We start from the raw sequence: 20,897 nt of genomic DNA on the forward strand, positions 1-20,897 counted from the left end.
CCCCCGCACAGAGGAGCGCCGAGCCTGATGGACGCCGAGCGCTTTCCCCCCGTCGCCACGACCTGCCCCTATTGCGGCGTCGGCTGCGGCGTGATCGCGCGCCCGGAGGCGGATGGCGCGGTGGCGATCTCGGGCGATGCGAACCATCCGGCGAATTTCGGCCGACTCTGCTCGAAGGGCTCCGCGCTCGGCGAGACGATCGGGCTCGAAGACCGCCTCCTCACCCCGATCGTCGACGGCGCGCGCGCCTCCTGGGACGCCGCGCTCGACCGCGTGGCGGCGACCTTCGCGCGCACGATCGCGGAGCACGGTCCGGATTCGGTGGCGCTCTACGTCTCCGGCCAGCTCCTCACCGAAGACTATTATGTCGCCAACAAGTGGATGAAGGGCTTCGTCGGCAGCGCCAACATCGACACCAATTCGCGCCTGTGCATGGCCTCCTCGGTCGCCGGCCACCGCCGCGCCTTCGGGGCCGACACCGTTCCCGGCACCTATACCGACATCGAGTGCGCCGACCTCGTGGTCCTCGTCGGCTCGAACCTTGCCTGGTGCCACCCCGTCCTCTTCCAGCGCCTGCTGGCCGCGAAGGCGGAGCGGCCAGCGATGCGCATCGTCGTGATCGACCCGCGCCAGACGGCGACGACCGCCGCCGCCGACCTCCACCTCGCGATCCGCGCCGAGACCGACGTCACCCTCTTCGCCGGCCTCCTCGGCGCGCTCGCCGAGGCGGGGGCCGCCGACGCGCAATACGTCTCTCGCCACACGCGCGGGCTCGACGACGCGCTCGCGGCCGTCGCCGGGCTCTCGGTCGCCACCATCGCCGCCCGCTGCGGCCTCGCCGAGGCGGACGTGCGCACCTTCTACGAATGGGTGCGCGCGACGGAGCGCACGGTCACGATCTACAGCCAGGGCGTGAACCAGTCGGCGCGCGGCACCGACAAGGTGAACGCGATCATCAACACGCACCTCCTGACCGGCCGGATCGGCAAGGAGGGGGCGGGTCCGTTCTCGGTGACCGGGCAGCCGAACGCGATGGGCGGGCGCGAGGTTGGCGGCCTCGCCAACATGCTCGCATGCCACATGGACCTCGAGAATGCGGGCCATCGCGACATCGTGCGCGCCCACTGGCAGGCCCCGCGCATGGCCGAGAAGCCGGGCCTCAAGGCGGTCGACCTCTTCGAGGCGGTGCATGACGGGCGCGTGAAGGCGCTCTGGGTGATGGCGACCAACCCGGCCGCCTCGATGCCCGAGGCGGCGCGGATCGACGAGGCGCTCGCCCGGATCCCCTTCCTCGTCGTCTCCGACGTCGTCGCCTCGACCGACACGCTGCGCCACGCGCACGTGAAGCTGCCGGCCGCCGCATGGGGCGAGAAGGACGGCACCGTCACCAACTCCGAGCGCCGCATCTCGCGCCAGCGCCCCTTCCTGCCGATGCCGGGCGAGGCGCGGGCGGACTGGGCGATCATCAGCGAGGTCGCGACGCGGATGGGCTTTGCCGGGTTCGACTATGCGAGCCCCGCCGAGATCTTCGACGAATATGCCCGCCTCTCGGCCGCCGAGAATAACGGCACGCGCGACTTCGACATCGGCGGCCTCGCCGGGCTCGGCGCGGACGGATATGACCGCCTCGCCCCGCTCCAGTGGCCGAAACCCGCCGGGGGCGAGGGACGCCCGCGCTTCTTCGCCAACGGGCGCTTCTACACGCCCGACCAGCGCGCCCGCTTCGTCGCGACGCCGTCCACCGACCCGGAGCGCCGCGCGCCGCGCCACCCCTTCACGCTGAACACCGGGCGCGTGCGCGACCACTGGCACACGATGACGCGCACGGGCCGCTCGGCGCGCCTGTCGAGCCACCTCGCCGAACCCTTCGCCGAGATCCACCCGGACGACGCCGCGCGCCTCGGGATCGCGCCCGCGACCATCGTCGCCCTCGCGAACCCACACGGGCGGGCGCTCGTGCGCGCGCTCATCACCGACCGCCAGCAAACGGGCTCGGTCTTCGTGCCGATGCACTGGAACGACGAGACGAGCGCGTCCGGGCGTGTCGACCGCCTCGTCACCGCCCGCACGGACGCCGTGTCCGGCCAGCCCGCGCTGAAGTCGGCGCGCGTCAGCCTCGCCCCCTTCGCCGCCGGCCTCTACGGCTTCGCGGTGAGCCGGGAGGCGATCGCTGCCGACGGGCTCGCCTATTGGGCGAAGGCCACCATCAAGAGCGGCCTCGCCTTCGAGATCGCCGACGCCGCCTTCCCCGACGACCCGGCCCTCTTCGCCGAGCGCCTTCTCGGCCATCGCGACCTCGTCGGCGTCGTCGACGCGGCGGCGGGCTCGGCCCGTTTCGCCGCCTTCGACGGGGAAAGGCTCCTCGGCGCGATCTTCCTCGCCCGTGAGCCGGTGCCGGTCTCGCGCACCTGGGCGAACGGTCTCCTCGCCGCGCCGGCCGCCCGGCGGATCGACATCCTCGCCGGCCGGCCGGGCGCCGACCGGCCGGACCCCGGCCCCATCATCTGCGCCTGCTTCCAGGTCGGGGCCAACGACATCATCGCCGCCGCCAAGGACGGCGCCGCCACGGTCGAAGCCATCGGCGCCCGCCTCCACGCGGGCACCAATTGCGGGTCGTGCCGGTCGGAAATCGCCCGGCTCCTCGCCCCACCGCCATGCAAAGGGACGGATCATGATCACGACGAACGTGCGCACTCCCTCTGAGGTCGCGCCGACGCGCCTTTCCGCGCTCGCGACGCTCCCGGTGTTCATGATTCTCACGGGCAAGCGGGCGGTCATTGCCGGCGGAACGGCGGCGGCGGCGTGGAAGGCGGAGCTTCTCGCGGCCGCGGGCGCCGACGTCGCAATCCATGCCACCGACCCGTCCGAGGACATGGTGCTGCTCGTCGCGCGCGGGGCGGCAGCGGGCTCCCTCAGCCTCCACGCGGCCCCGTGGTGCGCCGCCGATCTCGACGGGGCCGCCATCGCCATCTGCGACGCGGAGAGCGACGAAGAGGCCGCCGCCTTCGCCGCCGCCGCGCGCGCGGCCGGAATCCCGGTGAACGTCATCGACAAGCCGGCCTTTTGCACCTTCCAGTTCGGCTCGATCATCAACCGCTCGCCGGTGGTGGTGGGCGTCTCGACCGACGGGGCGGCCCCGATCCTCGGCCAGGCGATCCGCCGCCGCATCGAGACGCTGCTGCCAGCCGCGCTCGCCGACTGGGCGCGGCTGGCGGCCGGCGTGCGCTCGCGCGTGATGGACCGCTTCGCGCCCGGCCGCCCGCGCCGCGCCTTCTGGGAGGCGTTCGCCGAGCGCGCCTTCCGCGAGGCCGCACCCGAGACCGTCGACGACCTTCTCGGCGCGGGCGCTTCGGACGACACGCGCGGCAAGGTCACGCTCGTCGGCGCGGGTCCGGGCGATTCCGGCCTCCTGACGCTGAACGCCGTGCGCGCCCTCCAGGCCTCCGACGTGATCCTCTTCGACGATCTCGTCTCCGACGACGTGCTGGAGCTCGCGCGGCGCGAGGCGAAGCGGATCTGCGTCGGCAAGCGCGGCGCACGCGCCTCCTGCAAGCAGGAGGACATCACCGCCCTCATGATCTCGCTCGCCCGTTCCGGGCGCAATGTGGTGCGCCTCAAGTGCGGCGACCCGATGGTGTTCGGCCGTGCGGGTGAGGAGATCGACGCCGTGCGCGCGGCAGGCCTCGAGGTCTCGGTCGTCCCCGGCATCACCACCGCCTCGGCGATGGCCTCGGCCTTCCAGACCTCCCTCACCCACCGCGATCACGCCCAGGTGGTGAGCTTCGCGACCGGCCATTCGCGCGACGGCGTGCTCCCGCCGGGGCTCGACATTCAAGCGATTGTCGGCGAAGGGCGGACCGGCGTCTTCTACATGGGCGCGCGCACGGCGGACGCGATCGTGGCGCGGGCCATCGCGGGCGGCCTCGACCCGACGACGCCCGCCGTCGTGATCGCCTCGGTGAGCCGGCCGGAGGAGCGCCGCTGGGCCGGCCCCGTCGCCGCCCTCCCCGCGACGATCGCCGCCTGGGGCACCGACGCCCCCATCGCGCTCGCGATCGGCACCGTCTTCGCCAATGCCGAGACGGGCGCACTCACCCTCGCCGATCCCGCCCCCGCCCGGCGCGCCGCGGTCCGCGCCTAGCGGTCCCGCGCCGGCGGCTCGCCCGCGCTCATCGCGTCGGCGCGTCGCCCGGCAGCACCACCTCGTAGCGGGCGGCGAGGTCGCGATAGGCGGCCTCGCTCGCCGCGACCGCCGCGTCATCCCGCCAGTCCGCCTCGACCGCCTCGCGCACCGCCTCGAATGGCGCGTCGGCGGCCGGCTCCACCTTGAGGCGGCGCACCAGATGCGCGCCATAGCGCGAGGCGACCGGCCCGCTCCACGCCCCGTCCGCCGCCGCCTCGATGGCGGCGAAGAAGCCGGGGCCGAATATATCGTCCACCTTCGCCGCCTCCGCGCCGTCCATCGCGGCCGGCAGCGGCGAGCCCTTGGCGAAATCCGCTGCCGCCGCGCCGGCCCCGATCGCGGCGAGCGCGTCAGGCGCCGCCGTCTCGCCGAGGAGGATCTGCTCGAACGTGACGCTTGCCTTCCGGCGATAGCGGTCCCGGTGGGCCGCGTGATAGGCGCGCAGATCCGCTTCGTTCGGCTCCGGCGGCGGGCTGACGGTCGCGAGCACCGCCTCCATCTTTCGGCCGAGATGGCCCCGGATCAGCGCATCGTCCCGGTCGAGGCCGAGGGCGAGCGCCTCGCGATAGAGGATCTCCTCGCGCACGAAGTCGCCGACGAAGGCGTCGAACTCCGCATCGCTCGGCGCGCGGTCCCAGACGGCGGTGAACTGCGCCCGGAGCTGGTCGAGATCGCCCGCGCCGACGGTGACGACCCGCTCCGCCTCCGGCGTCTCGCTTGCGCCAAACGCGCCCGACAGCGCGAACAGCGCCGCGCCGATGCACAGGAACTGCACGATGGGTTCGCCCAGAAGTCGGCGCAATCGGCGCATCCTCTCCCCTCCGCCCGGAGAGAATGAAGCAGGAATGACGGCCGGTCGCGAGGACCGATCCGCGCGGACTCAGGCGGCCGCGCGCAACTCCACCTCGATCGCCTCGCGCAGGACCGCGACGCGCCCCGCATGGTCGGACGCGCCGAAGCCGATATCGGCGAAGACATCGAGCCCCAGCGCCAGCGCCATCAGGCGCGCGGCGACCCTCTCGTCCTCGATCGCGGCCGGAAAGACGCCCTCGGCGCGCCCGGCCGCCAGCACCTCGACGATCGAATGCCGCCAGTCGCCGAGCGCCTCGCACACCGCGAGGCGGACGGTCTCGCTCATCCGGGCAGCGGCGAGCGCGTCCTTCCACAGGTGGCCGATCGTCGCGATGTGCGCGTCTTCCGGACCCACGATGAGCCCGTCGAGGCGGGTGCGGAGGTCCGCGCCGCGCTGGGTTTCGAGATAGTCGGCGACGATGCGCCGCCACGCCTCGCGGAAGGCCTCGGCACGCAGATCGTCCGCCGAGGCGAAATGGTGGTGGATCTGGCCGGGCGAAGCGCCGAGCGCCGCCGCCACGGCCCGCACAGTCGCCGCCGCGAGGCCCTTCTCGGTGACCAGCGCCACGGCGGCATTCACGATCGCGGCGCGCCGCTCGTCCTTTGTCATGTAGCTCACGGGACCGACCTCCCTTTCGGCCGCAACGGGTCGTTTTTCACTCTCGTACACGTGAACTGGACATGGGTCCAACTTGTACATATGTCCAGGAAAATGTCCGGTCGTGATTTCCACGATGTGATGGGTGAATTTGATGCCGCGTATCGCCGTTCTTGCCTTGCTCCTCCCGCTCGCCGCCGGCCTTGCCGCCTGCAACCAGGAGAGTGAGGGCGCGGCCGCCCCTGCCGCGCAGAGCGCGCCGCCGCCCGAAGTCGGCATCGTGGAGGTGCGGACCGAGGAGGTGCCGATCACGGCCGAGCTTCCGGGCCGCATCAACCCGACCCGCATCGCCGAGGTGCGCCCGCGCGTCGGCGGCATCATCCTGGAGCGCGTCTTCGAGCAGGGCACGACGGTCGCCGAGGGCGACGTCCTCTTCCGCGTCGACCCGATCACCTATGAGGTCGCGGTCGAGGCCGCGCGCGCCGGTGTCGCCCGCGCCGAGGCCTCGCTCCTCGATGCGCAGCAGAACGAGGCCCGCGTCGCGCAGCTCCAGCAGCGCAACGTGTCGAGCGCGGCCGAACTCGACCGGGCGAAGGCGACGCGCCTCCAGGCGGATGCCGACCTCGCCCTCGCGAAGGCGGAGCTGCGCGCGGCCGAGATCGATCTCGGCTTCACCGAGGTGAAGGCGCCGATCGGCGGGCGCGTCGGCCGCGCCAACACCACCGAGGGCGCGCTGGTCTCGGCCGGCGGCACCGAGATCCTGACGACGATCCAGGCGCTCGACCCGATCTATGCCGACATCCTCCAGCCCGTCTCCGAGCTCCTGCGCCTGCGCCGCGCGCTCGACAGCGGGGCGCTGCGCCAGATCGAGCCCGGCGTCGCCGAGGTGCATCTCTATCTGGACGACGGCAGCCGCTATGGCGAACCCGGTCGCCTCCTCTTCTCCGAGGCGGCGGTGGAGCGCACCAGCGGCCAGGTCGCGATCCGCGCCGAGTTTCCGAACCCGGACGATATCCTCCTCCCCGGCATGTACGTGCGCGTGACGGTCGAGCAGGCCCGCCAGTCCGACGCGATCGTGGTCCCCGCCCAGGCCGTGCAGCGGGACGCGTCGGGCCGGCCGCAGCTCTACCTCGTCACCGCGGAGAACACGGCGGCGCTGCGTCAGGTCACCCTCGGGCGCGCCGTCGGCAACCGCGTCATCGTGAATGACGGCCTCGCGGACGGCGACCGCGTCATCGCGGACGGCTTCCAGCGGATCGCGCCCGGCGCGCCGGTGACGCCCGTCGCCTGGACGGATCCGTCCACCCCCGCCACGGCGAACGCCTCCGCCGAGGCGACCCCGACCGCCGCCCCGCCCACCGAAGCCGAGGAGGCGGCCGCGCCGCCGGTCGAGGGCGAGGCGGCCGCCGCGCCGCCTGCTGAGGCCGAAGAAGCGACCGAGGCGGACGCGGAAACAAACACCGGCGCCGCGGGCGCGACGGCGACAGCCACGAACTGAGGCCCGGCATGGCGCGCTTTTTCATCGACCACCCGGTTCTGGCCTGGGTCATCGCGATCTTCATCACGCTCGCCGGCGCGCTCGCGCTGCCGCAGCTCCCCATCTCGCAATATCCGAACGTCGCCCCGCCGCAGATCTCCATCTCGACGAACTTCCCCGGCGCCTCGCCGGAGGACCTCTATCGCCAGGTCACGCAGCCGATCGAGGAGGAACTGAACGGCATCGAGGGGATGCTCTATTTCGAGTCCACCTCCGACGCGACCGGCGCCATCTCGATCAACGTCACCTTCGCCTCCGGCACCGACGTCGCACAGGCCGTGGTCGACACGCAGAACCGGCTGAAGCGGGTCGAGGCCGGCCTTCCCCAGCAGGTGCAGCAGCAGGGCGTCCTCGTGGAGGAGGCCGGCACCAGCTTCCTCATGATGGTCGCCCTCACCGCCGATCCCGATGCCGGGCTCGACGCGGTCGCCCTCGGCGACTACGCGGCGCGCAACGTCATCAACGAGATCCGCCGCGTGCCGGGCGTCGGCCGCGCGCAGCTCTTCGCCGCCGAGCGCGCGATGCGCGTCTGGGTCGACCCGGACAAGCTCGTCGGGCTCGGCCTCTCCATCACCGACGTGACGGACGCGATCACCGAGCAGAACGCGCAGGTCGCCGCCGGCTCGGTCGGCGCGAACCCGAACCCGGTGAGCCAGCAGACGCAGGCGACCCTCCTCGTCACCGGCCAGCTCGCGACCCCCGAGGCGTTCGGCTCCATCGTGCTGCGCGCCGAGGACAACGGCGCCCTCGTGCGCCTCTCCGACGTCGCGCGCCTCGAGATCGACGCCGAGACCTACGCCTTCAACACCTATCTCAACGGCGCGCCGGTCGCCGGCGTCGGCGTCCAGCTCTCGCCCACCGGCAATGCGCTCGCGACGGCGGAGGGCGTGCGCGAGGCGCTCGATCGGCTCGAGCCCCTTTTCCCCGAGGGCGTCACCTACGTGATCCCCTACGACACCACCCCCTTCGTCGAGGCGTCCATCGAGAAGGTGCTCCACACGCTGCTCGAAGCGGTCGCGCTCGTCTTCGTGGTGATGTTCGTCTTCCTCCAGAATTTCCGCTACACGATCATCCCGACGCTCGTCGTCCCCATCGCCCTCGCCGGCACCGTCGCGGTGATGCTCGCGGCGGGCTTCTCCATCAACGTCTTGACGATGTTCGCGATGGTGCTCGCCATCGGCATCCTCGTCGACGACGCGATCGTCGTGGTGGAGAATGTCGAGCGCATCATGGCCGAGGAGGGATTGCCGCCGAAGGAGGCCTCCAAGAAGGCGATGGGGCAGATCTCGGGCGCAATCGTCGGCATCACGCTCGCGCTGATGGCGGTGTTCGTTCCGCTCGCCTTCTTCCCCGGATCGGTCGGCATCATCTACCAGCAATTCTCGCTGACGATGGTCGTCTCGATCTTCTTCTCCGCCTTCCTGGCGCTGTCGCTCACCCCGGCTCTCTGCGCGACCTTCCTGAAGCCGATCCCCAAGGGTCACGCCCACGCCAAACGCGGGCCGTTCGGCTGGTTCAACCGCAATTTCGACCGTGCCTCGCGCGGCTATGCGGGCGCGGTCGGCGGGCTGATCGCGCGCGCCGGGCGGATGATGATCATCTATGTCGCCCTCCTCGTCGGGCTCGGCTGGTTCGCCATGCAGATCCCGTCCGCCTTCCTGCCGCAGGAGGACCAGGGCTTCCTGATCGCGGACCTCCAGGCCCCGACGGGCGCGACCTCCAATCGCCTGCGCGAGGTGACGAAGTCGGCCGAGGATTCCGCCCTCTCGCTGGAGGGCGTCGACAGCATCTTCATCATCCAGGGCTTCTCCTTCTCCGGCCAGGGGCCGAATTCGGGCCTCGCCTTCGTCACCCTCGACGACTGGAGCGAGCGCGACGACACGCAGTCCGCCGCCGCCCTCTCCGGCCAGCTCACCGGGATGCTCTCCACGATCCGCGACGCGATCGCCTACGCCCTCTCGCCGCCTCCGATCCAGGGTCTCGGCAACAGCTCCGGCTTCGCCTTCCGCCTCCAGGACCGCGCGAACCGGGGCGACGCGGCTTTGCGCGAGGCGGCACAGCAGCTCGTCGCCGGCGCGAATGCGAGCCCGATCATCGGCCAGATCTACACCGAGGGCCTGCCGCCCGGCCCGCAGCTCCGCCTCAATGTCGACCGCGAGAAGGCGAACGCGTTCGGCGTCGGCTTCGGCGAGGTGAACCGCACGATCTCGGCCGCGCTCGGCTCGGCCTACGTGAACGACTTCCCGAACGAGGGGCGGATGCAGCGCGTCATCGTCCAGGCCGAGGCGCGCTCGCGGATGCAGGTGGAGGACGTCCTCAACCTCAATGTCCGCAACACGCAGGGCGGGATGGTGCCGCTGTCGGCGTTCGCGACGGCCGAGTGGTCGTACGGGCCGACCCAGCTCGTCGGCTATAACGGCTACCCCTCGATCCGCATCGGCGGCGCGGCGGGCCCCGGCTTCTCCTCCGGCGACGCCATCGCCGAGATGGAGCGGCTCGCGGGCTCCCTGCCCCCCGGCTTCAGCTTCGAGTGGACGGGCCAGTCGATGCAGGAGATCGAGTCGGGCTCACAGGCGCCGTTCCTCATCGGCCTCTCGATCGTCTTCGTCTTCCTGTGCCTCGCCGGCCTCTATGGGAGCTGGTCGATCCCGCTCTCGGTCATGATGATCGTGCCGATGGGGGCGATCGGATCCGTCGCGGCGGTGACGCTCGCGGGGCTCTCGAACGACGTCTATTTCACCGTCGGCCTCATCACGATCGTGGGCCTATCGGCGAAGAACGCGATCCTCATCGTGGAGGTCGCGAAGGATCTGATGGCCGAGGGCCAATCGATGCGCGAGGCGACGATCACCGCCTGCCGCCTGCGCTTCCGGCCGATCCTGATGACCTCGCTCGCCTTCACGATGGGCGTCGTGCCGATGGCGATCGCGACGGGGGCGAGCGCGGCGAGCCAGAACGCGATCGGCATCAACGTCGTCGGCGGCATGATCGCGGCGACGGTGCTCGGCCTCCTCTTCGTGCCGGTCTTCTTCGCCTTCGTCATGCGGGTGAGCGGCGGGGAGAAGAAGTTCGTCGGCACCAAGGCGACGGCGGAAGCGGAGATCGTTCCGCCGGCTGACGGCGCCGCCGCGCCCGCGCACTGACGAGAGGGGACGCGGCGCTTGGCCCGCGTCCCCTCTCGCCTCAGCGCCCGGAGGGCGGCTCGAAGAGGTGCTTGTAGCGGTGCGGCTGGGAGCGCAGATACTGGTCCGGCGCCCGCACCGTCGCCCCGAAATGGGCCGCCGCATGCCAGGGCCAGCGCGGGTTGTAGAGGAGCGCGCGGGCGAGCGCGACGAGGTCCGCGTCGCCCGTCGCGACGATGGCCTCAGCCTGCTCGAACTCGGTGATGAGGCCGACCGCGACGACCGGGATCGAAACGGCGCCCTTCACCGCGCGCGCGAGCGGCACCTGGTAGTTCGGCCCGATCGGGATCTTCTGGCGCGCGTCGACGCCGCCGCTCGACACGTGGACCGCACTGCACCCGCGCGCCTCCAGCGCCTGCGAGAACGCGATCGCATCCTCGATGCCCCAGCCGCCCGGCACCCAGTCCGTTCCGGTGATGCGCACCGTCACCGGCTTGTCGGCCGGGAAGGCCTCGCGCACGGCATCGAACACCTCCAGCGGAAAGCGCATCCGGTTTTCGAGGCTGCCGCCATATTCGTCCGTGCGCTGGTTCGCGAGCGGGGAGAGGAACTGGTGGAGCAGATAGCCGTGCGCGCCGTGGATCTGCACCGCGTCGAGGCCGAGGCGGGCGGCCCGCTTGGCGGCCTCCGCAAACCCCGTCCGGATGCGGGCGAGACCGGGGGCATCGAGTGCCGTCGGCGGCACGTCCTGCGGCTCGGACGGCAGCGCGGACGGAGAGACGGTCTGCCACTGGCGCGCGTCGTCGGTGGCGAGCTGGTGGCCGCCCTTCCACGGCACCTCGCGCGAGGCCTTGCGCCCGGCATGGCCGAGCTGGATCGCGATCGGCATGTCCGACCAGTGGCGCACCCCGTCGAGCACACGCCCCATCGCGGTCTCGGTCGCGTCGTCCCACAGGCCGACATCGGCGTGGCTGATCCGCCCCTCCGGCACCACCGCCGTCGCCTCGATCGTCAGCACCGCCGCGCCGGAGAGGGCGAGCTGGCCGAGATGGATGAGGTGCCAATCGTTCATCAGCCCGTCGACGGACGAATATTGGCACATCGGCGCGACGACGATGCGGTTCGCGAGGGACATCGACCCGATCTGGAACGGACTGAAGAGAACGGACGGCATGGAGGCTCCTGTCTTGCCGGACGGCTTGGTCCGGACGACCCATAGCGCGAATGGACGGGTGGATCATAGAAAAGCGTGCACCACCACGCATCTGCGATCGCGTCCCCGCGCCAGGCGGTGACGCTGTGTCGCGAGCCTGCCGCCGCGGAGCGCCGTGCCGAGGCGCGCGCTACTTCCCGAGGAACTCGAACGGCGCGGTCGGCACGAAGGCGGCGCTCGCCTCGCCCGAATAGGTGTGGGTCTGGTTCTGGCCGAGATCGAGGCGCAGCGTCGTGCCGGTCTCGGCCGAGAAATCGAACTTCTTGAGGTCCACCCAGAAGGTGTTCGGCGTGAGCGCCGACTCGAAGAAGTAGAGCTTGCGCGCCTGGTCGGCCAACGTGCGCCAGCGCGTGGAGGAGATGTTCGGCTGGTCCGGCGTCGAGATGCCGAAGGGCACGGACACGTTGCGGATCACGGAGAAGACGCCGGCGATCGCGAGGTTCGGATCGTCGAATTTCGGGATCGCGTCGACATAGAAGGAGGCGCGCGCGAAGCGGTCCGCCGCGCGGTTCGTCCCCGGCAGGAACACCGTGCCGCCGATCTGCTGCCAGTAGGCGTCGAGGGCGAGCTGCTCCTCGAAGGGCGGCGAGTTGGTCATCACCTGGTAGGCGCGGCTGTGATGGATCACCTGCTTGCCGTCGATATATTGGATGATGGCGCTGTCGCCCGTCGCGTCCGACAGCGACAGGTGCAACGTCGCGAGCCGACCCTCGCCCGGCACCTCGTCCGTCACGATCACGAACGGCTCGTCGCGGAGCGTCTCCACGGCGTCCGCGACGGTCGCGAAATTGTCGAGCACATATTGCGCCCAGGCGGCGATGGTGAGGCCCGGCTTGTCGCTCGTCTCTTCGGGATATTCGGATTCGACGAGCCAGAGGACGTTGGCGACGAGGCCCTCCTCGTTCATCCCGTCGGTTGTCGCGATGTCGTAGGCCGAGGCGATCACGCTGCCATATTTGGAGGTCCAGCGGATCGAGTTCGGGCCGACATTGCCGCTGCGCTCCATGCCGCGCGGGAAGACCCACAGGTTCGTCCCGATGTCGCTCTTCCAGTCCATCGAGCGCGCGGTGAGCACCGATTCGTGCGCGCCGAGATAGACGAGGCGGGTGCAGGCGGCGGCGGGCGAGAGCGCCGTCGCGAGGGCGAGTGTCGCCGCCAACGCGGTGCGGGCGATCGAGCGAACGGGGGTCAGGGGAGCGGCGCGCATAATGCCTCGCGGTCGTGTGCGTTTGGATATCGACAAGTCCTCATCGTCGATTGCGCCCGGCAAGGCAATTCGTCCGGCGCGCGGCGGAACGCGCCTCTATCCTTTCCCGGACGCCTTCGGCCGGGGACGGGCGGGCGTCTCCGGAACGTCGTCGTCAGTCCCCTCGCGGACCATCTGGTCGAACGCGGCGAGGACGTGGTTCTCCAAAATCGTCCGGATCGCGGGCTTGTCGCCGGCTTCGAGCGCGGTGAGGATCGCCTCATGCTCGGCGATCGCGCTTCCCCAGCGCTCGGTCTTGAGGTTGCTGACATAGCGCAGGCGATAGGCCCGCACGTTCACCTGCGCGTGCTGCATCGCGAGGACCGCGTTGCCGGTCAGCGCGACGATACGCTGATGGATCGCCTGATTGTGATGGAAATAAGCGAGGCGGTCTCCCTCCCCGATCGAAGCGACCATCGCCTCGTGCATGGCACGCAATTGCGCAAGATCGGCGGGCGTGACGGTGTCGCAGGCGAGGACGCCCGCGAACCCCTCGATCGCCCCCAGGAACTGGAGAAGCTCGCGCTGCTCCTCGCGCGAGGGGGCGGCCACCGTCGCCCCGCGCCGGGGCGAGATCTCCACGAGCCCCTCGACCGCGAGGATCTTCAGCGCCTCGCGCAGCGGCGTGCGGGAGACGCCGAGCGCTTCGGCGAGCACGCGCTCGCGCACCGGCATCCCCGGCCGCAGCCGGTCCTCGAGGATGCGCTCGCGGATGCGCATCGCGACCTGTTCGGGCTTTTGCGACGCCGCGTCGTCAGGGGTCGGATCGTCCGAGGCTTGGCGGTCGGCAGTCGCGGTCATCGTCCTTCGCACCTGATCGTGGCGCGGTACCTGCCACAATGATAGCGCCACCGCCCGCCACCGGCACCTTCACCAGCAGCAAAGAACTGGCATACCATATCGCAAGTTCTTGTCCGACCGAAAAATTCAAGAATAGGCAATGCCTGCATACGAACCAATCAGCCTCAGGATTTCCGGGCGATTTTAGCGCTCGTTTCTCACTTTGGTGCGCATCAATTGCACAGGCATGCGTTGACAGCGCGCTGGCATAGGAACAGACTTGGCATACAAGAAAGGTTGAGCTGGAAGAACCGGCCAACCACCGGCCTCGCCTCGACGCGGGGAGCGGACAACAAGACAGGGAGGAAACGTGGCTCGACGTCTCGAGAACAGGGTCGCTGTCGTCTTCGGCGCAGGATCCGTCGGGGAAGGCTGGGGCAACGGCAAGGCCGCCGCGGTGCTGTACGCACGCGAGGGCGCGAAGGTCGCTTGCATCGATCTGAAGGCCGCCGCCGCGGAAGCGACGCGTGACATCATCGAGTCGGAGGGAGGCACCGCCCTCGCCCTCACCGCCAACGTCACCAGCTTCGACGACATCACCGCCGTGGTCGACCGCGTGGTCGACGAGTGGGGTCAGATCGACGTGCTGCACAACAATGTGGGCACGAACTCCGAAGGCGGACCTGTCGACACATCCGAGGCCGAGTGGGACCGGGTGATGAACATCAACCTCAAGAGCATGTTCCTCACCTGCAAGGCGATCCTCCCGATCATGGAGGCCCAGCGGCGCGGTTCGATCGTGAACATCTCCTCGCTCGCCTCGATCCGCTACCTGAACTTCAACTACATCTCCTACTACGCGTCGAAGGCAGCGGTGAATCACTTCACTCGCGCCGTCGCGTTGCAATATGCCGACAAGGGAATACGCGCGAACACCGTGCTTCCCGGCCTGATGGACACGCCGCACATCTACGAGGCGATGAAGGCCCACTATTCCGACTTCACCGCCATGCGCGAGCAGCGCGCCGCCACGCCCCCGATGAAGCGCATGGGCGACGGCTGGGACATCGCCCACGCCGCCCTCTTCCTCGCCTCGGACGAAGCGAAATACATCACCGGCATCGACCTTCCCGTCGATGGCGGCCTCCACTGCAAGACCCACTAGGACGCCGATCGATGAGCGAACAACAGACCGTAGGCTTTGTCGGCCTCGGCGTGATGGGCCGCCACATGGCCCGCAACCTCGTGAAGGCGGGCTTCACCCTGCTCGTCCACGACCTCAACCGCGCCGCGGTCGATGATCTCGTCGCGGCCGGTGCGCGCGACGCCGGCTCCCTCGCCGGCATCGGCGCGGCCGACATCGTGATCCTCATGCTGCCCGACACGGGCGACGTCGAGACGGTGCTCTTCGGCGAAGGCGGCCTCGCCCCCTCGCTGCGCGCCGGCGCGACGCTCGTCGACATGAGCTCCATCTCCCCGGTCGCGACGCGCGACTTCGCGGCGCGCCTCGGCGCAGCCGGCGTCGACATGCTGGACGCGCCGGTCAGCGGCGGCTTCCAGGGCGCTGAGCAGGGAACGCTATCAATCATGGTCGGCGGCGCGGCGGACGCGCTGGAGCGCGTGCGCCCGGTGCTCTCGGCCATGGGCAAGACGATCAACCATATCGGCGATTCCGGCGCCGGCCAGGTCTGCAAGGCGTGCAACCAGGTGGCCGTCGCGATCTCGATCCAGGCGGTCGCCGAATCCCTCACCCTCGCGCGCAAGAACGGGGTCGACCCGGCGCGCGTGCGCGACGCCCTCCTCGGCGGCTTCGCCCACAGCCGCGCGCTCGACCTCCACGGCCAGCGCGTGCTCGACCACAATTACGCCGCCGGCTTCCGCGTCGCGCTCCAGATCAAGGATCTGCGCATTGCGCTCGAGACGGGCGCCGCCTCGAACACGCCGCTCCCCGCGACCGCCCTCATCCGCGAGCTCTACAACACGCTCGCCGCGACCGGCCGCGCGAACCTCGACAACTCCTCCCTCGCGCTCCTCCTGCAAGAGATGGCGGGCATCGCCACGCCTTCCGCGTCATGAGCGACCTTGCCGACCTCGTGATGGTGCGTGAGGTGGTGGCGACCTACCCCAATCGGACGGTCGTCGCCCTCGACACGATCGCCCATGTCGCGCCGCAGGATGCGGGGCAGATCATCACGACCGGCTCGCACGGCGGCCTCAGCTCCGGCGAATACGCGGCGCGCGTGCCGATCGCCGCGGTCTTCTTCAACGACGCGGGTCGCGGCAAGGAGGATGCGGGCATCGCCGGCCTCACCCTGCTGCAGGAGGCCGGCATTGCCGCCGGCGCCGTCTCGCACGAGAGCGCGGTGATCGGGATCGGCGGCGAGACCTACCATCACGGCGTCATCAGCGCCCTCAACGCGATCGCCGAGGCCGACGGCTTCCGCGTCGGCGAACCGCTCGCCGCGGCGCTCGCCCGCATTCACGGGGTCGTGTGATGCTGAACACCACCATCGCCGAACTTCACGGCCGCCGCCTCGTCCTGATGGACTCCATCTCCCTCATCAAGGCCGAGGACGAGGGGACGATCATCATCTCCGCCTCCCATGGCGGGCGCATCTCGGCGGGCTTCGCCGCGAAGGGGCGGCCGGCCTTCGTGCTCTTCAACGACGCGGGCGGCGGCAAGTCCGACGCGGGACGCGCGGCGATCGCGCTGCTCGACGAGGTCGGCATCGCGTGTGCCTGCGTCGACCATCGCACCGCGCGCATCGGCGACGCCCGCGACCACTACCATGAGGGCCGCCTCAGCGCCCTCAACTCTCACGCCGGGCGAGCAGGGATCGCGCCCGGCGACACCGTCCGCGATGCGGTGGAGCGGTTCGCCGTCTTCGCCGCCAGCGATCACGCTCCCGAATAAAAAGACCACAGAGGAAACCCCATGAAGCTCAAAGCACTCGCTCTCTCGACCGTCCTTCTCGGATCGGTCTTCGCCGCCACCTCCGCCAGCGCCATCGATATCGGCTTCGCCCTCCACACCTCGCCGCCGGGCCCCGAATTCGAGGCCGTCGACAAGTTCAAGGAGCTCGTCGAGGAGCGCTCCAACGGCGAGATCCGTGTGCGCACCTATCCGTCCGCCGTCCTCGGCGGCGAGCGCGACAATGTCGAGCAGCTCACCGTCAACGAAGTGCAGATGACGCTGAACGGCGACCTGCTCGTCAGCGTGATCGCGCCCGAATATGCCGCCGTCGTGACCCCGTTCGTCTTCCCCGGACCCGAAGAGGTCTACGCCTTCTGGGACAGCGAGATCGGCGCCAAGGCGAAGGCCGCCATCAAGGAGAAGGCCGGCATCGACGTCGTCGCCTTCCACCGCCGCGGTGACCGTCACCTGACCGCCAACAAGGCGATCCCGACTCCTGCGGACATCAAGGGCCTGAAGCTGCGCGTGCCGGAGATCCCGTCCTGGGTGCAGGCCTGGACCGCCGTCGGCGCGAGCCCGACCCCGGTCGCCTATCCCGAGCTCTTCTCCGCGCTCCAGATGGGCGTCGTCGAGGGGCAGGAGAATCCCTGCTTCAACATCAACCAGGCGAAGATGTACGAGGTGCAGTCGCACATCATGCTGACCGCGCACGTCCCGGCGGTCTTCCACTGGTCGATCTCCTCGAAGTTCCTCGACTCCCTGTCGCCCGAGCTGCGCGACATCGTCGTGAACTCGGCGGTCGAAGCCGCCGCCTATGGCGACAAGGTCGCGCAGGAGCAGATCGAGGCGACCTGCGAGGGCCTTTCGAAGGAGCACGGCATGGAGGTGGTCGAGGTGGACCGCGCCGCCTATGTCGCCGCCGCCCGCCCCGCGATCGAGAAGCTGGCCGAAGGCTGGGCGCCCGGCGTCATGGAGGCCGTCTCCCAGTATCTCGACTAGGCCATCTGGCCTCGCGGCGATCGGCCCGGGGGCGCTTCAGCGCCCTCGCGGCGGATCGGCCGCGCACGCCGGGGCGCTCGCTCCCTTCGCGGCTCATGTGATCCGCGTAATGGGAGCCGGGCGTCCCGACACCCTTTTTCCGCCTGGCTGAAACGGAGCTCCCATGCGCCAGATCACGGCGATGCGCCGCGCCATCTATCGCCTGTTCGAGGCGGTGGCGATCGCGTTCTTCCTCATCATGCTGCTGTCCTCGCTCGTCCAGGTCTTCTGCCGCTACGTCCTCAACGAGCCGCTGATGTGGACCGAGGAGCTGGCGCGGCTGATGGCCGTCGGCACGACCTATTTCGGCGGCGTCGTCGTCCTCATCGCCCGTGAGCATATCCGGGTGGACGTGATCGAGACGCTCGTCGGCCCGCGCACGATGGCCGTCATCGCCATCTTCGCGGACATCCTGATCGCCCTCTTCCTCGCCGCCCTCGCCTGGGGGTGCGTGCTGATGGTGAGCGCGACCTGGACCACCTACACGGCCACGATGGATTGGTTCCGCATGGGCTATGTCTACGGCGCCGTCGCCTTCGCCGTCGCGATGATGCTCTTCATCGTCCTTCTCGACATCGTGTCCCGCCTCGCCGTGCTCACCAACGGCGAAAGCGCGCAGGAGCCGGCATGATCCTCGCCATCTTCATCGGCGCGCTGATCGCGCTGTTCGTCATCGGCGTGCCGGCCGCGTTCGCGCTCGGCCTCACCTCGCTGATCGTCACCGTCGTCGACCGCGGGATCGACGCGATCCCGTACACGATCATCGCCCAGCGCATGGTCTACGGCGTCAACTCCTTCCCGCTCCTCGCCATCCCCTTCTTCATCCTCGCCGGCAAGATCATGAACACCGGCGGCGTGACGGACCGGATCTTCCTCTTCGCGCGCCGCCTCGTCGGCCACTGGCGCGGCGGGCTCGGCCAGGTGAACATCGCCGCCTCGGTGATCTTCTCCGGCATGTCGGGCTCGGCCGTCGCGGACGCGGTGGGCATCGGCCAGGTCGAGATCAACGCGATGCGCAAGGCCGGTTACCCGGACGACTTCTCCGTCGCCGTGACCGCCGCCTCCGCCACCATCGGCCCGATCATCCCACCCTCGATCCCGCTCATCGTCTACGCGGTCATCGCGAACGCCTCGGCGACATCGCTCCTGATCGCGGGCCTCCTGCCGGGCCTCGTCCTCGCGGGGATCCTGATGATCGTGGTCGCGATCCGCTCGCGCAAGCTCGGCGTCCCGACCGAGAATTGGCAGGGCCTGCGCGCGCTCACCGTCAGCTTCTTCGCCGCGCTCCCGGCCATCATCACCCCGGTGATCATCATCGGCGGCATGTGGACGGGCGTCTTCACGCCGACCGAGGCGGCGGCGATCGCGGCGGTCTACGCGCTCATCATCTCGCTCCTCGTCTATCGCGAGATGACGCTCGCGCGTCTCTGGGTCGTCCTCAAGGAGACGATGCGCGAGACGGCGATCATCCTGATCATCATCGCGGCGGCCGCGCTCTATGCCTGGCTCCTCGTCTTCAGCCAGATCCCGCAGGAGCTGGTGTCGCTGGTGGACGGGTGGAATCTCGATCCCATCATGCTGCTCCTCCTCGTGAACGTGTTCCTGCTCGTCATCGGCCTCTTCATGGAGACGAACGCGGCGATCACGATCTTCACGCCGATGCTCCTGCCGCTCGCCGTCTCGGTCGGCGTCGACCCGGTGCATTTCGGCGTGGTGATGGTGCTGAACCTGATGATCGGCCTTCTCACCCCGCCGGTCGGCATGGTGCTCTTCGCCGTGGCGAAGGTGGGGGACGTCTCGATCAACCGGGCGGTGACGGCGCTAGCCCCGTTCTATCTGCCGCTGATCATCGCGCTGCTGATCGTGACCTACGTGCCGCAGATCTCGCTGTTCCTTCCCTCGCTCATGCGCTGAGGGACTTCCGCCGCCCCGTCCGACCCCCGTCGGACCGGGCGGCGGCTCTTTGCGGCCCGCCGATCCGCCCTCCGGGGCCAGTTGCGCGGCAAGGCCGGCACAACCTACTATCCGGGAATCGCAACCACTTCGGGTGAGTCATGGCGCCGCGATTCGGCCAAGTTCTGCCCTACATCCCCTGCGTGAGCTGGCCGAGGAGCGGACATCACCTCCTCACCCGCCTGCTCCGCTCCTCGCTCGGCAACCGCTTCAAATATTGCGAGTTCTATGGGGCCCGCAATCGGCTCGGCAGCGAGTGCTGCGGGATCTTCCCGTGCCGCAAGCCCGGCGTCTCGATGAGCAAGCAGCACGATCTGCGGCTCCACGAGCAGCTTGCGCTCGACCATCCGGTGATCGTGCAATACCGGGATTTCGAGCACTCGGTCGCCTCCCACTACGAGCTCTTCATCGGCAAGCAGGCCGGCCTCACCGACACGCGGGACGAGTTCGTCCAGTTCGCGAAGACGAAGGCCGCCGACTATGCCGGCTTCACGGCCAAGTGGGTGCACTCGGACCGGCCGAACCGGCTGACGATCGAGTATGACGACCTGATGGCCGACCCGGTCGGCTATGTCGTGAAGATCTACGGCCTCTACGGGCTCCGGGCCGATCTTCCGCTGATCGAGCACGTCGTCGCGACGGTGGACCATGTCACGAAGCGCGACGGATCGACCGCGATCACCTCGCGCACGGGCGTGAAGTCCCTGCGCAATCTCGAAGACTTCAAATGGTACGACCCCGACCTCTTCGACGAGCTGCGGGCGATCGCGAACCCGGCGAGGGAGACTGCGGACCAGGCCGCACACTCGTAAGGCCGTCGCCGAGGAGTATACCGGCCCACGCGCGTGAAGCGCCGTCTACGCGCCGTTTCACGCCTTGGGCTTCGCCGGAGCGCGGCGGTAGTGCATGGCGACGACGCCGTTGGAGAGCGGCGCCGCCGTGATCAATTCGAGGTGTCGCGCGCCTGGCAGGCCTCTCTCATAAAGGGTGGGGCCGTGGCCGACGATCCTCGGGTGAACGAGGAACTTGTACTCGTCGATCAGCTCCAGCCGATCCAGCGCCGCCGCGAGCTTTACGCTGCCGAGGAGCACGCCCGCCGGGGTCGCATCCTTGAGGTTCTGCACGCCCGTGCGCAGATCACCCGCGATGTGGTGGCTGTTGGTCCACGGAAAGTCGCTTCGCTTCGACGACACGACGTATTTCGGCTTGGCCTCCAATTTGACCGCCCACTCGCGGATGGCGGGAGGCGCCTCCCCCTCGCCGCGCGCGACCGCCGGCCAGAAGTCCTCCATCATCTCGTAGGTGACGCGGCCCCACAGCATCGCACCGGCCTCGTCCATGAGGCGGGTGAAGAAGGCGTGCGTCTCCTCGTCGGCGATACCCGCCCGGTGGTCGACGCATCCGTCCAACGTGACGTTGGTGCTGAAGATCAGAAGTCCCATGAGGCTCGCCTGCAAGCGT

Annotated in this window: 18 protein-coding genes; 12 read left to right on the forward strand and 6 right to left on the reverse strand. The window is 69.7% G+C overall.

Annotation, left to right across the window (positions count from 1 at the left end; genetic code table 11):
* The first annotated feature begins 27 nt into the window (after positions 1 to 27).
* Together DBV35_RS24675 and cysG are read left to right on the forward strand one after the other, a co-directional pair.
* Complete coding sequence (locus DBV35_RS24675; protein ID WP_108663055.1) at positions 28 to 2,703, forward strand: nitrate reductase; 2,676 nt, start codon at positions 28 to 30, stop codon at positions 2,701 to 2,703.
* The gene (gene cysG, locus DBV35_RS24680; RefSeq protein WP_108663056.1) at positions 2,672 to 4,141 is read left to right on the forward strand and encodes a siroheme synthase CysG; all 1,470 of its coding nucleotides are present in this window, start codon (positions 2,672 to 2,674) and stop codon (positions 4,139 to 4,141) included. Before DBV35_RS24675 ends, cysG begins: the two co-directional genes overlap by 32 nt.
* A gap of 28 nt (positions 4,142 to 4,169) precedes the next feature.
* Here cysG and DBV35_RS24685 read toward each other — a convergent pair whose 3' ends face one another.
* Both DBV35_RS24685 and DBV35_RS24690 read right to left on the reverse strand, forming a co-directional pair.
* The gene (locus tag DBV35_RS24685; RefSeq protein ID WP_157961957.1) at positions 4,170 to 4,985 is read right to left on the reverse strand and encodes a peptidyl-prolyl cis-trans isomerase; all 816 of its coding nucleotides are present in this window, start codon (positions 4,983 to 4,985) and stop codon (positions 4,170 to 4,172) included.
* Positions 4,986 to 5,063: 78 nt separating this feature from the next.
* Positions 5,064 to 5,645, reverse strand: coding sequence for a TetR family transcriptional regulator (locus DBV35_RS24690; protein ID WP_245944112.1), 582 nt, complete (start codon positions 5,643 to 5,645; stop codon positions 5,064 to 5,066).
* Positions 5,646 to 5,787: 142 nt separating this feature from the next.
* Between DBV35_RS24690 and DBV35_RS24695 the strand changes: the two genes are divergently transcribed.
* Positions 5,788 to 7,131, forward strand: a complete 1,344-nt coding sequence (locus DBV35_RS24695; RefSeq protein ID WP_108663059.1) for an efflux RND transporter periplasmic adaptor subunit — start codon at positions 5,788 to 5,790, stop codon at positions 7,129 to 7,131.
* 8 nt (positions 7,132 to 7,139) lie between these two features.
* Positions 7,140 to 10,313, forward strand: coding sequence for an efflux RND transporter permease subunit (locus DBV35_RS24700; RefSeq protein WP_108663060.1), 3,174 nt, complete (start codon positions 7,140 to 7,142; stop codon positions 10,311 to 10,313).
* A 40-nt stretch (positions 10,314 to 10,353) separates the two neighbouring features.
* On the opposite strand, the gene DBV35_RS24705 is transcribed toward DBV35_RS24700, so the two are convergent.
* The 3 genes from DBV35_RS24705 to DBV35_RS24715 all read right to left on the reverse strand — a co-directional run bounded on the left by DBV35_RS24705 (position 10,354) and on the right by DBV35_RS24715 (position 13,552).
* The gene (locus DBV35_RS24705) at positions 10,354 to 11,466 is read right to left on the reverse strand and encodes an NADH:flavin oxidoreductase/NADH oxidase (RefSeq protein WP_108663061.1); all 1,113 of its coding nucleotides are present in this window, start codon (positions 11,464 to 11,466) and stop codon (positions 10,354 to 10,356) included.
* Between the two features lie 169 nt (positions 11,467 to 11,635).
* On the reverse strand, positions 11,636 to 12,712 hold the full coding sequence (locus DBV35_RS24710) for a linear amide C-N hydrolase (protein ID WP_108663062.1): 1,077 nt from the start codon (positions 12,710 to 12,712) through the stop codon (positions 11,636 to 11,638).
* A gap of 96 nt (positions 12,713 to 12,808) precedes the next feature.
* Complete coding sequence (locus tag DBV35_RS24715) at positions 12,809 to 13,552, reverse strand: GntR family transcriptional regulator (RefSeq protein WP_108663063.1); 744 nt, start codon at positions 13,550 to 13,552, stop codon at positions 12,809 to 12,811.
* Positions 13,553 to 13,901: 349 nt separating this feature from the next.
* On the opposite strand from DBV35_RS24715, the gene DBV35_RS24720 reads away from it, so the two are divergent.
* The 8 genes from DBV35_RS24720 to DBV35_RS24755 all read left to right on the forward strand — a co-directional run bounded on the left by DBV35_RS24720 (position 13,902) and on the right by DBV35_RS24755 (position 20,248).
* Positions 13,902 to 14,696: an SDR family NAD(P)-dependent oxidoreductase gene (locus DBV35_RS24720; protein ID WP_108663064.1), complete on the forward strand. Its 795-nt coding sequence runs from the start codon at positions 13,902 to 13,904 to the stop codon at positions 14,694 to 14,696.
* Between the two features lie 11 nt (positions 14,697 to 14,707).
* Complete coding sequence (locus DBV35_RS24725) at positions 14,708 to 15,607, forward strand: NAD(P)-dependent oxidoreductase (protein WP_108663065.1); 900 nt, start codon at positions 14,708 to 14,710, stop codon at positions 15,605 to 15,607.
* Complete coding sequence (locus DBV35_RS24730) at positions 15,604 to 16,026, forward strand: hypothetical protein (RefSeq protein ID WP_205648855.1); 423 nt, start codon at positions 15,604 to 15,606, stop codon at positions 16,024 to 16,026. The genes DBV35_RS24725 and DBV35_RS24730 overlap by 4 nt, the downstream gene beginning before the upstream one ends.
* Positions 16,026 to 16,445, forward strand: a complete 420-nt coding sequence (locus DBV35_RS24735; protein ID WP_108663066.1) for a hypothetical protein — start codon at positions 16,026 to 16,028, stop codon at positions 16,443 to 16,445. The genes DBV35_RS24730 and DBV35_RS24735 overlap by 1 nt, the downstream gene beginning before the upstream one ends.
* Positions 16,446 to 16,466: 21 nt before the next feature.
* Positions 16,467 to 17,444 (forward strand): TRAP transporter substrate-binding protein, encoded by a 978-nt coding sequence (locus DBV35_RS24740; protein WP_108663067.1) that lies wholly within the window; start codon positions 16,467 to 16,469, stop codon positions 17,442 to 17,444.
* 163 nt (positions 17,445 to 17,607) lie between these two features.
* Positions 17,608 to 18,114 (forward strand): TRAP transporter small permease, encoded by a 507-nt coding sequence (locus DBV35_RS24745; RefSeq protein WP_108663068.1) that lies wholly within the window; start codon positions 17,608 to 17,610, stop codon positions 18,112 to 18,114.
* Entirely contained in the window at positions 18,111 to 19,397 is a 1,287-nt protein-coding gene (locus DBV35_RS24750) for a TRAP transporter large permease (protein WP_108663069.1), read from the forward strand. Before DBV35_RS24745 ends, DBV35_RS24750 begins: the two co-directional genes overlap by 4 nt.
* A gap of 140 nt (positions 19,398 to 19,537) precedes the next feature.
* The gene (locus DBV35_RS24755) at positions 19,538 to 20,248 is read left to right on the forward strand and encodes a sulfotransferase family protein (RefSeq protein WP_108663070.1); all 711 of its coding nucleotides are present in this window, start codon (positions 19,538 to 19,540) and stop codon (positions 20,246 to 20,248) included.
* Between the two features lie 57 nt (positions 20,249 to 20,305).
* Here DBV35_RS24755 and DBV35_RS24760 read toward each other — a convergent pair whose 3' ends face one another.
* Positions 20,306 to 20,878, reverse strand: coding sequence for a dihydrofolate reductase family protein (locus DBV35_RS24760; RefSeq protein ID WP_108663458.1), 573 nt, complete (start codon positions 20,876 to 20,878; stop codon positions 20,306 to 20,308).
* Positions 20,879 to 20,897: the final 19 nt, after the last annotated feature.

The sequence above is a fragment of the Acuticoccus kandeliae genome (assembly GCF_003073115.1).